Origin of the sequence: Vibrio sp. 99-70-13A1, from assembly GCF_013114625.1 — a bacterium.
Classification (GTDB): Bacteria; Pseudomonadota; Gammaproteobacteria; order Enterobacterales; family Vibrionaceae; genus Vibrio.
In genome coordinates, this window is the sequence record NZ_VTXD01000015.1 from 1 (window position 1) to 15,540 (window position 15,540).

Here is a 15,540-nt window from a genome sequence, read left to right on the forward strand (position 1 = left end):
TTCTAAAATAGATGTTATGGATTATTTAGGAAGTTTTGATGATGATAATGACCTCAAGATTGAACGAATTAATATTTTGAATAAGTTGGTTTCTCATAATTATGTTAATCAATCAGATATTGATATGGAATGTAAGTCAATTGTCGATGATATTATAATAGAAAGTGAAGCTGCTAAATTTAATGACTCAAAAATATATGTCGATACTCGTTTTATTATAGATAAAAGACGAAGCGATATCGAATCTTTGGTTTTAAAGTACCACTCTCATAATGGAGATAATCATGAGGATCTTGTTACACTTGAGGACATGACAATACTGAAAGGTAACAAAAATGAAACTCTAACTCGATTGTTCAAAATGTTATTAGTTGAGTATATGGATAATAAAGAAATAGGTCTAGACAAGAACTTGAGTTCAGAAATAAGACACGGTTTCTTCAGTAACTTAATGTGCTCTAATCTTCAAAAACGACAGCTGATAACTGAGCTGGATGAGAGTGGGAATTATAAATCGAATGATTATTGGAAGAAATATTACAAGATAGTAAATAGTAGTATACTTGATGAAGTAGACGGTGTTTTGATTAAATTTAGCGATGACTTTAATAGTTTAATTGAATCTGCAGAACAATGGATGAAAACATCATTAAATGGTGATGAACCTGAAAGAATTTTTAGGTTTGACTTTACAACCATTGATTTCAATAAAGTACGTTCAGTGTTAGATGCACAAGGAAGTGTCGATGAGGTAATCAATGAAATTTTTGATGTATTCAATATTAAACTGTTGAAATGTTTAGAGGAAATGAAGAAGAAGCTTAATGAAGATTTCATGTTTAATGTAGATTGTTTGTTTTCTAGTCTTATTGAAGATATTAATCACTGCAAACACGGGACGGCATTAAGTGATTTGTTCAGTGAAATTAAGCTAGCAAACACTGAAGTTAAAGAAGATATCCGTACAGTTTGTGAGTGGTTCTCTTTAAGGAAAAATGTAGAAATAGATTCATTTGAAATAGACAAATCAGTTAAATTATCTGAAAGATGTTTTCAACAAATTAACAATATTGATGTAAATGTTGATATAGATTACGAGGATAGTCTTTTCGTTGAAGGAAGTCATTTATATGCTTTGGTTTTTACATTTATTAACTGTTTTAATAACTGTCTCAAACACTCATTTGGCAACAGTAAAATAGACGTAGCTATAAAAAGATTTGGTTTGTCAGGTTTTCTTATAAATATAACTAATACTATTGATACTAAATCCAAGCAGGCTTTGTTGGATGGGAAATTAAGTTCTATTAGCAAGCAATTAGTTAGTATGAATAATCATGAGTTACTGGTCAATGAGGGTGGTTCTGGATTATATAAGTCTTTGCATGGCTTGAGGATGGTATCTGACGATTACACAATCACTCCAAGTATTGTGGGCGACCGTTTCAATGTGGAGGTAAAGTATGCCAAATGAAATTCTAATTGTAGAAGATAATGAATATAAAAGAACTAGAATAAAAGAATTAATTAGTACTGAGTTCCCTGACTGTAAAATATCAGAATGTTATTCTTTTACTTCTGCATGGAAGTTGATTTCTAGTAATAAATTTGACCTCATATTATTAGATATGAGTATACCAACTTTTGATAAGACAGACTCCGATCTTGGCGGAACATTTAGGGTTTTTGGTGGACGGGAACTTGCAAGAAAAATTAAACGACGTGCTATTTCTACCAAATTTGTATTTATTACACAATACAAAAGCTTTAGTGATAGTACTAGCTCTCTTTCTTTCGAAGGTTTAAAAGATGAACTACTATTACAATATGAAGATGAATGCCTTGGTCTTATTCTATATAGTAATACAGCAAGTGATTGGCGAGAAGAGTTAATAATGCATATGAGAGAGCTATAATAATGAAAGTGTTACTTGTAGATGACAATCTTTCCAGATGCGAAGAAATAAATAAATTATTGACATTATCTGCTGGCATTAACGTTCAAGATATATACACGTGCCACAATACTCAATCGGCAAAGAAAATGATGAGGAACATTAATTTTGACTTTTTAATACTTGATGTTGTGTTGCCAAAGAGAGATGAAACTCCATCAGCAAAATTTGGCTTAGCATTGTTAAGTGAAATTAAAAATAGACCTCAGATTTTAAAGCCAAGTAAGATTGTTGGTATAACTGCACATACTGACGACATTTCTTCTTTTAAAGAAGAGTTTGATAAGTATTGCGAAGTGGTGATTGAAGCTTCGCATAAGAATAGAGCTTGGAAGGCTAAAATACTAGATTCGATTAAATTTGAAACTGTTAAAAATATATCTAAGCACACTACAAATAACAAGGTTACGTGTTTGTCCGTACATGGGATAAGAACCCTTGGTAAATGGCAGCAAGACTTAAAGAAAACAGTAGAGTCTCATATTAATTCTGTTGGTTTTCAACATTATAAATATGGTTACTTCACCGTTATCTCTTTCTTTGTTCCATTCCTTCGTATCCTCGAAGTTCGGAAGTTTGAATCAGCTCTAGAGAAAACCTTGGGAAATGATGATGATGAAATTATAATTTTTTGCCATAGTTTTGGTACGTATATTGTTGTAAATGCAATAGAATCTCTTATCAAAAAAGGGGTTGATTGTAATAAAATAGCTAAATTGGTTTTAGCTGGGAGTGTTCTACGGTCTAACTATGACTTTTCTAATATTCTTACGTCTACGAATATGAAGATTGTGAATGATTGTGGCTATAGCGACAATGTCTTATTATTGTCAGAGGGTTTTGTACCTAATACAGGCATGGCTGGGCGTGTAGGGTTTTACGGTCTTAATAATCAAAGGTTTTCTAATAGATATTTTTCTGGAGGACATAGCCATTATTTCGAAGGCGGGAACAACTTTATCGAAAATTATTGGCTACCTCTATTTTCCAATGAACTAGAGTTAGAGTTAGTTGATGATAGGTTGGGTAGTGGTTTCTTTACTCGTAATCTGGAAAAAGTTGTTCATGCTCTGGGAAAAATAAAGGAGTTAGCGTATCTAATTTTGATAGTATGGTTAGCTAGAGACCTTATTATTTAAATAGGTATATTGACATGTAATAGTAAGCCTAAATGACAATAGTTATCTAACCGAGCCTTTTAATGGTTAGTTTTTCGTGATTAATTTCACAATCTTGTGGCTTTTTTTACTAAAGTACATGAAGAATGATTATTCACTAATTTTGCTTGCAGTACGAATTCCCCCCCAACCAATGAAGAATTCGTGATTGCTCAACAGTCGGTAGAGCTTCTGTAATAGATTCTAAGAAAATCAGATAATGAAAAGCGAGCCCAAGTGGCTCGCTTTTTTGTTTTATATGTTGGTTAAACCATCATGACCGATACTTTCTTCGGCTAGTAGCTCTTCGAGTCAACGAGGCTAGAGCTGGCTTATTTATGCCCCTTTCTTTGTTTCAACTAATCCGACACACACTTCACCAAAGCAATATTTGACTTACTTTTCCTTATCTAACTACTTGGCCAAATTTACTAATCCACTACAGTCATATGAAGTTATTAATGCTCTATCTGCTGTCTATCTGAATTAATCCTATATAACGGGAAAGGAGGCTAAACTAGCCACCTTTTATCTGCTTAACTAAAACGACTTCTCATCATTAACAGTAAGAAGTAGCCACTGCCCATAATTGCGACCAGTGTTCCTGCTGCAATATTGAATGGGTAAATCATTACTTGCCCGAACCAGTCTGCCCATATCATGAGTGTGATACCGACCAACCCACTAATCAGAATCTGAGATTTCGCTCGTTTTGCACCAAGCATCATCGCCATATGTGGCGCAACTAAGCCAACAAAGGCAACCGGCCCCATGGTCGCGGTTGAGAAGGCACAGAGTAGTGCGACCAAAGAAAGCCCGACGACGTTAACTAGGTTGGCGTTTAGACCGCGTGCATTAGCAAACTGTCGACCGATGGCAATCACAGTTAACCAACGAGATAATAGCAGTACAGCTGTTACTAGCCCCCAACTTGCGATAAACAGCAGTAGTGCTTGATCTTGCGTGACACGGTAGCTAGAGCCAGTCAGCCAAAGCAGTGTTTTGTAGCTATCGCCTGTTCCTTTCGCAAGTGAGAACTGTATAAACGCTTCTAGCATCGCGGTAAGTGCAATACCCGAAAGAATAAAATTCGATGGGTTAAAGTTGTGTTTCTTACCAAGCAGAAGTAACGCGATTAACACCGTGATACTGCCAATAAATGCCACACTCCACTCAAACCCTACAAAGGCGCTGCCAGCGGTAATGCTGGTTGTGACGATGGCAAACGTCGCACCGGATGAAACTCCTAAGATATCAGGGCTCGCCAGTGGGTTGTAGACCAAACGCTGTAAAATAACACCCGCAACAGCAAGCGCTAAACCAACCGAAATTACCGTAACCAATCTTGGAAGGCGCAATTGCCATTGATATTCTCCAGGTAATGCGAATGCCAAACCGTCACTGCTCATTGCGCCAAACATGTATAGCAGGATACCTGCTATACAAGCCAGAGCAATTAGGCTGACGACAGGTAGAGAGATCTTACTTTTGCCATCACCCATAGAAAGGTTGAGTTGGTCTTGTGCGGTGAGCGATTTACGGCTAAACCACATCAAAGCAGGCGCACCAATGGCAGCAGCAGTCACACCACTTGGAATGGTTTCGCCTGACCAGAAGGTGAGTGCCATCGCGAGTGTGTCGGTCAGGATCAGTAAGCCTGCACCAAGAATTGCACTAGAGATCAGCTCTTGCCTTGGTGTTCTTGCACCTAATGCTCGCGCGATGTTTGGTGTCAACAGACCAATAAAGCTGATGATACCAACAGCGGTAATGGATGCTGAAACCAGCCAAATGCCCATCAGCATTAACAAACCAAAGGCAGGCAGGACCGATAAACCGCGCGCGGTTGCACCTTCTTGACCTAAGCGAAGAATGGTCAGTATACGTGGTGCGATCAATAGGATAATCAATGCGATGGTAGTTTTAGGCAGTAACCACTCAAACCACTCCCAACTGTATTGGGTTAAATCCCCTGCGCCCCACATAAATACGTTTTGTGCGAACTGAGAATTTAGTACCACAATCGCAGCGGCAATGGAGCCAAGTAGGATGTTAATCACCATACCTGACACAACCAGAGGCAGACCGGTCATGTTTTTGATGCCAGCAATCGCCACAATCAAACCAAAGGCGACGAGGGCCCCAACCATGGCAGCAATTGCAGAGTAATCAGCGACGTAGTCAACAAACCAAACGTTCATGATCACCAGTGCCAGCCACGCACCAGAAGAGCTGCCCAAAGTGAGGGGAGAGGTAAGATTATTTTGAGTCAGTTGCTGCATCAAGCTACCAACCAAACCAAGCATCGCACCGACCAAAATGGCCATCGCGAAACGAGGTAACTGCGAATTAACAAAGAAGATCTCAGCAAAGTTAGTCGCTGAACTCGGCGCGGTTAGCAACCCAAATTGTTCAGAAGGCGATAGTGAAGTATCGATTTGCAAGCTAAACAGCGCGAAACCGAAAACAGCGATAAGAGAAAGCATTAGCGTTCTGATGTTCATGGTGCCTCCTTCAGTTCAATCAAACTGTCTGTGATGGCTTCTGCTAAATAAAGCAGCGACATCGCTCCGCCATAGTTCCAAACGGAACGTACAGAATTAACGTGGCCTTTTTCTACAAACGGAAGTGCTTGCCATAGACGAGCATCTTTAAGCTTTTCTTCCTGCGGGAATGGCAACACATAAAGCACATAGCCATCATCAACCTTTTGTAGCGTGTTGATTCGTGTTTGCTTGATACCCCAAGCTCGCGGTTCTACGTGAATTGGGTTATTAAAACCTAGCCTAGACACAGCGTACTGGGTCGATGAGTTATCTGAATAAAGGAATACTGAATTGAGGGTAGAAAAACGCATCACCACCAAATCAGAATTGGGAGCATAGTGCGGAGCTAGCTTTTCTCTTAATTCAGCAAAACGCTGTTCGATGTAAGCCAATTGCTGCTCAGCTTGAGGCTCTCTATCGAGTAGTTTGGCGATCGTTTTGAAATGAGCGATGGCACTCTCTGCGGCATCTTCATTCTCAGTAAAGTTCGGTAGATACACCACAGGTGCAATCTGTTTTAGGATAGGTAAAAGGTCTTGCTGTGGCGATGCCGCCAAAATCACATCCGGTTTTAGGCTTGCGATGAGCTCGAGGTTTGGCTCTGAACGCGAACCAATATCGGTAATGCTAGCCGGGGCTTCTGGGTTTACTACCCATAGTCGGTAGCTCTCAAGCTCTGGAGCACCAACAGGAGTTACACCTAGTGCGATAACTTGTCCCAGTAAATCCCAGTTCAGCACAACGACCTTTTTTGGAGCTTGTTCAAATTGTTGTGAGCCTGTAGCGTCATTCACAGTGATTACAGCATGAGCCAAGCTTGAAATAAATAAGGTCAGCAAGATGCAAAACAGGCGGAACGATTGACCAATTAGGCGCATACAACAGCTACCTTCTTACTGGTTGCCGTTTCACCTGGGGTTGGGTGATCAATCAGCTTGATAGATGATTCATAGAGTTCTGACAGACGCTGTTCATCAAGTAAAATATCGGCAGCGCCTTCGAAATTGATTTGACCTTTCTTCAACGCGACAATGTGTGTGGCATAGCGAAGTGCTAAGTTAAGGTCGTGAAGAATTACGATGATGCCAACATTTTCGGTTCTGTTTAGCTCAGATAACAGCTCCATTAATTGGAATTGATGGTGTACATCTAATGCAGAAGTCGGTTCATCAAGAATAAGAATCGGCGATTGTTGTGCGAGTAGCATCGATACCCAAGCGCGTTGTCGCTCACCGCCGGAAAGTTGGTCTGCTAGCGTATCGGCGAAGCGAGTCATACCTGTACGTTCCATTGCTGCGTCAATAATCGTGTGGTCTTCGCTGTTCCAGCGACCTAGCGCGCCGCGCCAAGGGAATCGCCCCAGTTTTACTAATTCGCAAACGGTTAGACCCGCCGAAGTCGGCAGTTTCTGCGGGAGGTAAGCAATCTGCTTGGCTAGGTCTTTGGTTTTGTAATCTTTAAGGTGGTTCGAGTTAAGAGCAATGCTGCCTTCGTCTGGAGTCATCTGACCCGAAAGCAGATTCACTAACGTCGACTTACCCGAACCATTATGGCCAAGCACGATGGTGAGTTCGTTGGTTGGAATTGATAAGTCGTCGACCTGAAAAATGGTACGTCCACCGCGGCAAACTTTGATATTAGATAGTTGGTACATAAATTTAGTTGTCTATAGATACGAAAAATCCCCCTCGTAGGAGGGGGAGATATATTTAGTGAGCTATGAGCGGGTTACCACTTGTAGTTTGCATTTAGCATTACAGAGCGAGATTGACCGTAGTAACACCAGTAATCACAACCAGACACATACTCTTCGTTAAGAATATTGTTCACGTTTAACTGTGCTTGCCATTGGTAAGTGATGTCATAAGTTACCGATGCGTCCCAAAGTGTCACAGATGGAACGGTTAGATCTGAGCTTTTAGGGTTGTCTTTTGATTCGCCAACGTATCGAACACCAGTACCGATATTGAGGTTCGGGATAAACTCTTGCGCACTGTAATCAATCCAAGCTGATGCTTGATGCTCAGGGATAAGTGCTGCTTGCTGTTTACCTTGACCAAATGTTTCATCAGTTTCTGCTTTCGTATAGGTGTAACTTGCCATCAGTTTTACAGAGTCTGTAAGCTGAGCTGCACCATCGATTTCAACACCTGTTGATGTTATTTCACCTGTTTGTGTTGCTATCCAAGTAGAAGGGTCTGTAACCAGCGCATTCTTCTGAGAAATATCAAACCATGCAACGTTAACAAATCCATCGATAAAGCTAGGCTCGTATTTAACACCAACCTCTACTTGTTCACCTTCAAGTGGTTTGTACAGCTCGTTTGTTGAAGCATCGATAGTGCTGATTACTTCAAACGATTGAGAGTAGCTTGCATATGGCGATAAGCCGTTTTCTGCAAGGTACATTACACCAGCACTTAAAGATAATTCACCATCATCGCGAGATTCGCTTTGATCAACGTTTGTGCCTTTTCCTGTATTCTCGGTTTTAACCCAATCGTAGCGAGCGCCTACGTTACCAATCCATTGATCGTGTAATTTAAGTTGGTATTGTGAGTACATACTTGCCTGAGATTTCGAGATCTCACGCTTGATGTTGTTTGCAGAGTCAAGTGGGGTGAAGTTGCCGTATTCTGGGTTTGACGGGTTAATGGTGCCAAACGCATAGTTGTCTTGCTCTAAGCCATCAGTTTTGTGGTACTGGAGATCCATGCCAACTAGCACCGTGTGTTCAGCGTTGTTAGCGGTCCAGTTACCGACTGCATTGTTATCGAAGGTGATACTCTCGTTTTTACCATCACGGAATACGATGCCTTGAGTAAGTTCTTCAACAGATGGATCGTTGTTTGAGAAAGCGTAAGAGCTGCGAAGGTATAGCTCGTTAGAACCATAATTCAGGTTTTGAGAAAGCTTCCACGTGTCGTTAAGTTCGTGCTCTAGCAAATAGCCCAATGAGAATTGAGTGCGTTCATACTTGTCATAATCAGGTTGACCAAGGTTCGTTGACGGGTCAATGTTACCAAAGTCAGAGTCGATCAATGTTCCTGCTGCCGGGAAGAAAGGGTTCGTTGGAACACCATCATCATGAAGGTAGCTTGCTAACACGGTGAGTATCGTGCGATCAGAAATATCAATTTCAAAGCTTGGCGCAATGTAGAAGCGTTCATTGCTTGTACCGTCTAGTTCGCCATCTTCACTCTTCATTAAACCGACTAAACGGTAACGTACACGGCCATCTTCGTTAGCGTCATCAGCAATGTCGAATCCGACCGCTTGATGATGATTGTTGCCCACTTCGATCTTAACTTCGCCTTGAGGTGCGAAAGTTGGCTTCTTTTGAACAGCATTAACTAAGCCGCCAGGTGCAGACTCACCATAAAGAACAGCAGAAGGACCTTTAATCACCTCAACGCTTTCTAGACCGTATGGTTCTACTAACCACGTGTAGTAACCATCTCGAAATAGGCGGTTGCCGTCTAGATAAGTCGCAGCATCAAAACCACGAATTTTGAACCAATCAGTGTCATTATCAGCACCATACGGTTGCGCTGTTACACCTGATGTGTAGCGCAGTGCTTCATCCAGTTTTTGTGGTGCTCGAACACGTAATTCATCTTCAGATATGATTGAAATAGATTTCGGTGTTTCTTTTGCAGGGGTTTCTATTTTCAATGCCTGAGCAGTAACGGTGATCGTTTCGACTTCTTCAGTTGAAATGTCTGTCGCAAAGGCAAATTGAGTCGGAAGTAAAAGAATTGAGCCCACTGCTAGGCTTCGCTTAACAGCAAGGCTAAGCGTTTTTGGTTTTAGGATGGTCATTATTTTCCACTGTACTGATTGGTTGCGCATTTTCTAATGCAAACGGTAGCGATAATGGTTCTTATTTTGATTATGATTATACATAGTTGATAATAATCATAATTAGACCTGGATCACGTTGAAGTGGTAATTCATAAAATAATTAAGTGATATGTATCACTTAATTGTGGTGGGATTTACTTGATTGGTGAGTGTGAGTCGATTTTTTGTTATTTAATTACAAATTTATATGTATTATCGCCTATTGATGGATTTGAAGAAAAAGCTACACAAGTTCGAGGAAATCTTGATAATAGCGACCCCGTCACCGACTGAAGCAGACAGGTATTGCTACTTATGTTTAATTGGTTTGAAAACCTTACAAAGCCATTTCCAACTCACGAGACCGAAAAACCACCAAAAAGTTTATTTGGTTTTTGTCGTTTTTATACCCGAGGTTTTGAAGTGCCTTTGGTATTAATGGCAATTCTAAGTGCATTAATCGCTATTTCAGAAGTTGCTTTATTGCGCTACCTCGGGGAGTTGGTTGATATACTAGCGAACCAAGACAGAGAGACATTTTGGCAAGACCAAGGTGACCGTATTGAAAATATGCTGATCCTTGTGGTCATCATTATGCCAATGCTAGGCTTTTTACATTCGATGATTATGCATCAGTCATTGTTAGGTAATTATCCAATGTCGATTCGTTGGTTAATTCACCGTTATTTACTTAAGCAGGCTGTTGGTTTTTTCCAGCGAGATTTTGCGGGTCGTGTCGCTACAAAGGTAATGCAAAGTGCATTAGCGGTACGCGAAACCGTGATGAAACTTCTTGATGTACTGGTTTATATTTCTGTCTATTTCATCTCAATGATTTGGATGATGGGTGAATCTGACCTAATTTTGATGTTGCCGATTCTTATTTGGTTAGTGTTGTATATTTTTATTCAACTTTACTTTATCCCAAAAATGAAACAAGTCGCGACAGTGCAAGCGGATGCTCGTTCTATAATGACGGGACGCATTGTGGATTCCTACACAAATATTTCAACAGTAAAGCTTTTTGCGCACTCTCAGCGTGAACTAGATTATGCTGAAAGCAGCATGAAAGGCTTCTTGAAAACCGTTTATCGTCAGATGCGAATGGTGACATGTTTATTATTAAGTGTGGACGCAATTAACTACCTGTTGCTTATTTCAATTGCTGCTACCTCTATTATGTTGTGGTTAGACGCCAGTGTAACGATAGGGGCGATAGCGGTTGGAATCAGTATAGCCCTTCGAGTTCAAGGCATGTCGAAGTGGATCATGTGGGAAGTGAGCTCATTATTTGAAAATATCGGCACGGTTGTCGATGGTATGAATACCATCTCGAATGATGTTGAGGTGAAAGATGTCCCGAATGCGAAACAGCTCGACCTTAAACAAGGCGCGATTGAATTCGATAACGTGTGTTTTAACTACAGTGAAGAAAAAGCGGTATTTAACAAACTAGACTTGAACATCAAACCTGGTGAAAAAGTGGGTATCGTTGGTCGCTCTGGTGCTGGTAAATCAACGTTAGTAAATCTGCTGTTGCGTTTTTTCGATGTGAACAGCGGTACGATTCGCATTGATGACCAGGATATATCTCAAGTCGAGCAAGAATCTCTGCGTCAGTATATTGGGATGATCACCCAAGATACTTCACTGCTGCATCGCTCTATTAAAGAGAATATCTTATATGGTGACCCGAATGCATCTATGGACGATTTGGTCGATGCCGCGAAGCAAGCGCATGCTCACGATTTCATTCAAGAACTAAAAGATGAAAGCGGCAACCAAGCTTACGATGTAGAAGTGGGTGAACGTGGTGTAAAGCTGTCTGGTGGCCAACGTCAACGTGTCGCAATTGCTCGTGTTCTATTGAAGAACGCGCCTATCCTGATTATGGATGAGGCTACATCGGCTCTAGATTCAGAAGTTGAGTCGGCGATTCAAGAAAACCTTGAAGTACTTATGGATGGTAAAACAGTCATTGCGATTGCGCACCGCCTGTCTACGATTGCCGCACTAGACCGCCTGATTGTAATGGACCAAGGTCAAGTCATAGAGCAAGGTTCTCACAAAGAGCTGCTTGAGTTAAAAGGCGTTTATGCTCAGCTTTGGAAACATCAAACAGGTGGGTTTCTAGGATGATTTAAACGCTCTTAACGTTACAGTATATCCGAGTCAGCAATATATCTGCTGACTCGCTATTTTGTCATGTCGACGACTTTTGTCAGGCTTTTCTACCTCAGTGGCAAAAACTTCAACTTGAGAGCGATGAGCGTAAGCGGAACCGTAAAGGACGCATGTCTGAAAGTGAAATAATGACCATCATTATTGCTTTTCATATGTCACACCAGCGTGATTTCAAGAACTTCTATCTTGGTATTATCCACCGATACCATAAAAGTGAATTCCCAGCATTGCTTAGCTACACACGTTTTCTTGAAGTGATGCCTTCTGTGCTTGTTCCTCTCAGTTCCTTCTTCACTTATGTAAAAAGAGACCCAACAGGTATTGAGTTTATTGATTCTACCAGCATTAAGGTTTGTCATAATTTACGTATCCCAAGGATCAAAGTATTCAAAGGGACGGCTGCAAGAGGTAAAGGCACGATGGGCTGGTTTTATGGCTTTAAACTGCACATCATCACTAATCACCTTGGTGATATTGTTGCAGCTAAACTCACGCCAGCAAATAGCGATGACAGAAAGCCCGTTCGTGAGCTATCTAAAGGTTTACTCGACAAGCTCTACGCTGATAAAGGCTATATCAGTAAAGCACTCACAGAAGATTTAGAAGATGACGGCATTACGCTAATAACCACTCATCGAAAGAATATGAAACCTAAAGTACTTGCTGCTTGGGATAGAGCGATGTTGTCGAAACGCTTCATTATCGAGACCATAAATGACCAATTGAAAAACATCTCTCAGGTTAAATTAGTAAAATTGCTAACATATTTATGTCCAGAGGGTTCATAGACCTTAATTTTGACTCGTGGCACTTTCTAACTCGAAAGTGCCCCAAAGTCATCTAGAGTAAGTGCTCATTCATATCTTGTTAATGTGAGTTTACCCTACATTAAGTTATCTGAATTCCGCTCACCTAGGAATTATGCGCCTCTTAGCATTCTAACTTCCTTGCATTGTTGATAAGATACGACTTGTAATTCATTACAAGTCGGCATCACGTGAGAGTTAAAGGTGACTGTTAGTCGTCTAATTAGCGTTATATTTATGGGGAATATCGAAGACAGACTTACTGAATACTTGTAACCAAAAGCAGTTACACAGAATTATTTATAGGGTCGTAACTTTATGTTTTACACTATCCTGCGAAACATAATTACACATTATTCTCAAGTGTTTTTATAGCTTACGAGCTTTCATCTCAATATAATAAGCGTTCCTGTCATCAAAAATGCCCAATACAATGAAACATACTAAGCTCATACTATCTTCTGTTGCACTCCTTACTTTATTCGGATGCAAATCAACCTCTTCTGTAACAAACTCTGCAACGCCCACTAAAAACAATTCTAACTTCTTGACATTAGATGGAGAAAGAACAAATGAAGCGTACACGTCTTGGAAGTGCAGAGATTATGTACGTGAAAAAAATATCATTGTTGAAGTTGGCGTTCTCGAAGAGCAAAAGTATATGCGTGGATTTGTTTTGTATGATGGGTCGAGTGTTGGTGAAAGAACAATCTATCGCCGTGTTGGGCTAAATCATCGTTGGGATTGGGGTGGTACCTCTGGAGGTGATTTCGCATTTGTGGTTAAACCTGATGGAGTGAGCAATTATTTTGATTTCACAAATGTACCAGAAGGAACAACCGTTCAAGCAAGTGGAACATACAAATGCCGAAAGTAAACTAAATAGTGCTGTGCTCACAATACTGAAGCTTTTGTCCAGTTCAGTGTTTACTGGGTAGATCACCAAAGCGCAGATCTGCCCCAAGACAAGTTTAGTTACCAGAAAACCATAATAAGATTGATTTGGCCAACAAACTGTTGGACAAAATCCGCCCCAATTTTGCCAGAGCCTGGTGCAAAAAATTACTCTGAAGCACTTCTGACCCTTTGTGTGTTTCGTCAGACAAACACATCAGTCAAACCAAGAAAGATTTGACTTACTTTTTCTCATGCCTGTATTGTTTCAATTAATTCTAAGTAATCAATTATGGAGATTGAAAGTTGGCAAGTGATGTTGATTTGGTGGTCGAGGCTATCAATGGGCTAAAATCTAACGTATTTAAAGATTATATTTTCCCAATAGGAACATTGGCAATTTCTGCTTTTATAGGATTAAAAACATCATTCTATGCGGTTCGCTACGCTGAAGATGTAAAAGCAGACATCCATAAAATTAGAGTTCTCAATCAAACATTGCTGTCTGCTAATCAAATGCGCAACTCTTTAATGGCGATTAAAGGTAATTATCATGGAAAATTGCAATCTCACCCTATACAACGGGTGTTAGCAATACCACCTTTGGCAAGTTCACCAGTTATTCCTCAATTTAATCCTATAGACTTATCTTTTCTCGCAGATAAGGTTGCACTGGCGAGTTTGGATGAACACAAATGGATTCGTGTAGAGTACATAGATACGTTATTCAGGAATTTCGATAATGCTGTACAGCAGTGGAAGTTATTAACCAATGAAAAGCTAAATCTTCAACCACAGCTAAACGGACTTATGGGAGTCGGTTTAAATAATTCACAAGTGATTAATGTACTAGGTAGAGAAACGCTCTGTAAGTTGATTGACCTTACAGAACAAACCTTACTTCTTACAGATCAGCTTCTTGTAGAAATAAGTTGCTTTTTGATTGCATTCCCTAATGTTAGCGACGAGTTCATAACTGAGCAGAATCGTAAAAGGTATGGTGGAATGTTGAGATACGAGCTGCCCGATAGCGCAGATTCAAAGTCACTCCTATCCTCTTGCCCACCATTAGATTTTATAGCGTGTGCCACTTTATTCGGTACGACAACAGATGAATTAAAGTATCGTTATCGACCTATTTACACTTAGGTGAGCACTCCTTTTTCATCGCCGAAAACAAACTTTTCCCCATTACTGCTTAGTGCTTTTACTCATTCACATACTGTCAATTGTAGGTTTGCCCTAAGAAAAGTTGTCTTAAGATACTTACTATTAGCGAAATAGTAAAACTATTCTCCATTTAGCGATTTAATACTAGTTACCTTTCACTAAGTCACTGATTATAAATTGAAGTAAGAGCCAAAAATCGGCATGATGGTTAGAATATAAACGGCTTATTACCGTTATGAGAACAGGAGGTAAAGTGGCACTGTACAAATTTCAAACAGCTAACTTGAATGCACTTACAGCATTAAAGAAGCACTCCCTGTACTTTTCTTCACTTGATAAGTTTAACGACGCGACAGAAATAATGTTTGGTTTGTTACCTAGTGAAACTCCTGTGAGCGGTGACTGCATACCTAATGCTGAAAAGCTAAAACAATGCTCGGTGTTGTGTATGGCGACTGACGGAAAAGACAGGGCTGTCGAGGAAAACTTACTAATGTGGACTCATTACGGAGATCAGCTTTCAGGCATCTGCTTAGTGTTTAATGAGTCACAGTTGAAACAAAGTTTTACGCAAAGTGGTTGCACACTGCATCAAAAAGTTACGTATGGTTACCCAAAGCTTATTTCCGAAGACCAATTAGTTGGTGAACATATGGGGATAGAACGTGTTGCTGGAATAGACTTTTTAAGTATCAATAAAAATCGATTGATGAAGTCATTTATTTTTAACAAACCTAAGTGTTTTGAGTATGAAAGTGAGTATCGGTTTATATCAAATAGCACTGGTCTAATTGAATACAGTCCAGAATCATTGGAAAAAATAGTCTTCGGTTCAAAATTCCATTCGACGGAGCTTAAGGATGTTTTTATTGAAGTTGCTAGAAAAGTTAACCCTAATATTGATATTTATGAAGCGCGGGTGAAAGAAAATAGTTTCAAAATATCCGTTGAAAAATACTAAAAAAACAGGTTTGTGAGAAGTAGT

Annotated in this window: 11 protein-coding genes and 1 pseudogene; 8 read left to right on the top strand and 4 right to left on the bottom strand. The window is 40.0% G+C overall.

Going from position 1 to position 15,540, the window contains the following annotated elements; all coding sequences use genetic code 11:
• The 3 genes from F0226_RS11250 to F0226_RS11260 all read left to right on the top strand — a co-directional run.
• The coding region (locus F0226_RS11250) for a hypothetical protein (protein WP_216606610.1) at positions 1 to 1,474 on the top strand (1,474 nt) is incomplete at its 5' end.
• On the top strand, positions 1,464 to 1,916 hold the full coding sequence (locus F0226_RS11255; RefSeq protein WP_102541032.1) for a response regulator: 453 nt from the start codon (positions 1,464 to 1,466) through the stop codon (positions 1,914 to 1,916). The genes F0226_RS11250 and F0226_RS11255, both read left to right, overlap by 11 nt.
• Positions 1,917 to 1,918: 2 nt before the next feature.
• Positions 1,919 to 3,094, top strand: a complete 1,176-nt coding sequence (locus F0226_RS11260) for a response regulator (RefSeq protein WP_102541031.1) — start codon at positions 1,919 to 1,921, stop codon at positions 3,092 to 3,094.
• 554 nt (positions 3,095 to 3,648) lie between these two features.
• Here the strand turns inward: F0226_RS11260 and fhuB are convergent.
• From fhuB to F0226_RS11280, 4 genes are all read right to left on the bottom strand, one after another.
• A complete protein-coding gene (gene fhuB / locus F0226_RS11265) occupies positions 3,649 to 5,616 on the bottom strand; it encodes a Fe(3+)-hydroxamate ABC transporter permease FhuB (RefSeq protein WP_171735730.1) in 1,968 nt (655 codons plus the stop codon).
• Entirely contained in the window at positions 5,613 to 6,536 is a 924-nt protein-coding gene (locus tag F0226_RS11270) for an iron-siderophore ABC transporter substrate-binding protein (protein WP_171735731.1), read from the bottom strand. The genes fhuB and F0226_RS11270 overlap by 4 nt, the downstream gene beginning before the upstream one ends.
• Complete coding sequence (locus F0226_RS11275) at positions 6,527 to 7,312, bottom strand: ABC transporter ATP-binding protein (protein WP_171735732.1); 786 nt, start codon at positions 7,310 to 7,312, stop codon at positions 6,527 to 6,529. Before F0226_RS11275 ends, F0226_RS11270 begins: the two co-directional genes overlap by 10 nt.
• 74 nt (positions 7,313 to 7,386) lie before the next feature.
• Positions 7,387 to 9,480, bottom strand: coding sequence for a TonB-dependent siderophore receptor (locus F0226_RS11280; RefSeq protein ID WP_171735733.1), 2,094 nt, complete (start codon positions 9,478 to 9,480; stop codon positions 7,387 to 7,389).
• A 336-nt stretch (positions 9,481 to 9,816) separates the two neighbouring features.
• Between F0226_RS11280 and F0226_RS11285 the strand changes: the two genes are divergently transcribed.
• The 5 genes and pseudogenes from F0226_RS11285 (at position 9,817) to F0226_RS11305 (ending at position 15,516) form a co-directional block, all read left to right on the top strand.
• The gene (locus F0226_RS11285) at positions 9,817 to 11,640 is read left to right on the top strand and encodes an ABC transporter ATP-binding protein (RefSeq protein WP_171735734.1); all 1,824 of its coding nucleotides are present in this window, start codon (positions 9,817 to 9,819) and stop codon (positions 11,638 to 11,640) included.
• 41 nt (positions 11,641 to 11,681) lie between these two features.
• Positions 11,682 to 12,431 (top strand): annotated as a pseudogene (locus F0226_RS11290) (IS982 family transposase); the annotation flags it as partial.
• A 493-nt stretch (positions 12,432 to 12,924) separates the two neighbouring features.
• Positions 12,925 to 13,368, top strand: a complete 444-nt coding sequence (locus F0226_RS11295; protein ID WP_171735735.1) for a hypothetical protein — start codon at positions 12,925 to 12,927, stop codon at positions 13,366 to 13,368.
• 323 nt (positions 13,369 to 13,691) lie between these two features.
• Positions 13,692 to 14,534 carry a hypothetical protein gene (locus tag F0226_RS11300; protein WP_171329600.1) on the top strand — a complete coding sequence of 281 codons (843 nt, stop codon included), beginning with the start codon at positions 13,692 to 13,694 and terminating at the stop codon, positions 14,532 to 14,534.
• A gap of 274 nt (positions 14,535 to 14,808) precedes the next feature.
• Positions 14,809 to 15,516, top strand: a complete 708-nt coding sequence (locus F0226_RS11305; RefSeq protein ID WP_171735736.1) for a DUF2971 domain-containing protein — start codon at positions 14,809 to 14,811, stop codon at positions 15,514 to 15,516.
• Positions 15,517 to 15,540: the final 24 nt, after the last annotated feature.

Excerpts from the sequence above, each read along its gene's own strand:
- F0226_RS11255 (WP_102541032.1), top strand. The coding sequence starts at position 1,464 with ATGCCAAATGAAATTCTAATTGTAGAAGATAATGAATATAAAAGAACT.
- F0226_RS11260 (WP_102541031.1), top strand. The coding sequence starts at position 1,919 with ATGAAAGTGTTACTTGTAGATGACAATCTTTCCAGATGCGAAGAAATA.
- fhuB (WP_171735730.1), bottom strand. The coding sequence starts at position 5,616 with ATGAACATCAGAACGCTAATGCTTTCTCTTATCGCTGTTTTCGGTTTC.
- F0226_RS11270 (WP_171735731.1), bottom strand. The coding sequence starts at position 6,536 with ATGCGCCTAATTGGTCAATCGTTCCGCCTGTTTTGCATCTTGCTGACC.
- F0226_RS11275 (WP_171735732.1), bottom strand. The coding sequence starts at position 7,312 with ATGTACCAACTATCTAATATCAAAGTTTGCCGCGGTGGACGTACCATT.
- F0226_RS11280 (WP_171735733.1), bottom strand. The coding sequence starts at position 9,480 with ATGACCATCCTAAAACCAAAAACGCTTAGCCTTGCTGTTAAGCGAAGC.
- F0226_RS11285 (WP_171735734.1), top strand. The coding sequence starts at position 9,817 with ATGTTTAATTGGTTTGAAAACCTTACAAAGCCATTTCCAACTCACGAG.
- F0226_RS11295 (WP_171735735.1), top strand. The coding sequence starts at position 12,925 with ATGAAACATACTAAGCTCATACTATCTTCTGTTGCACTCCTTACTTTA.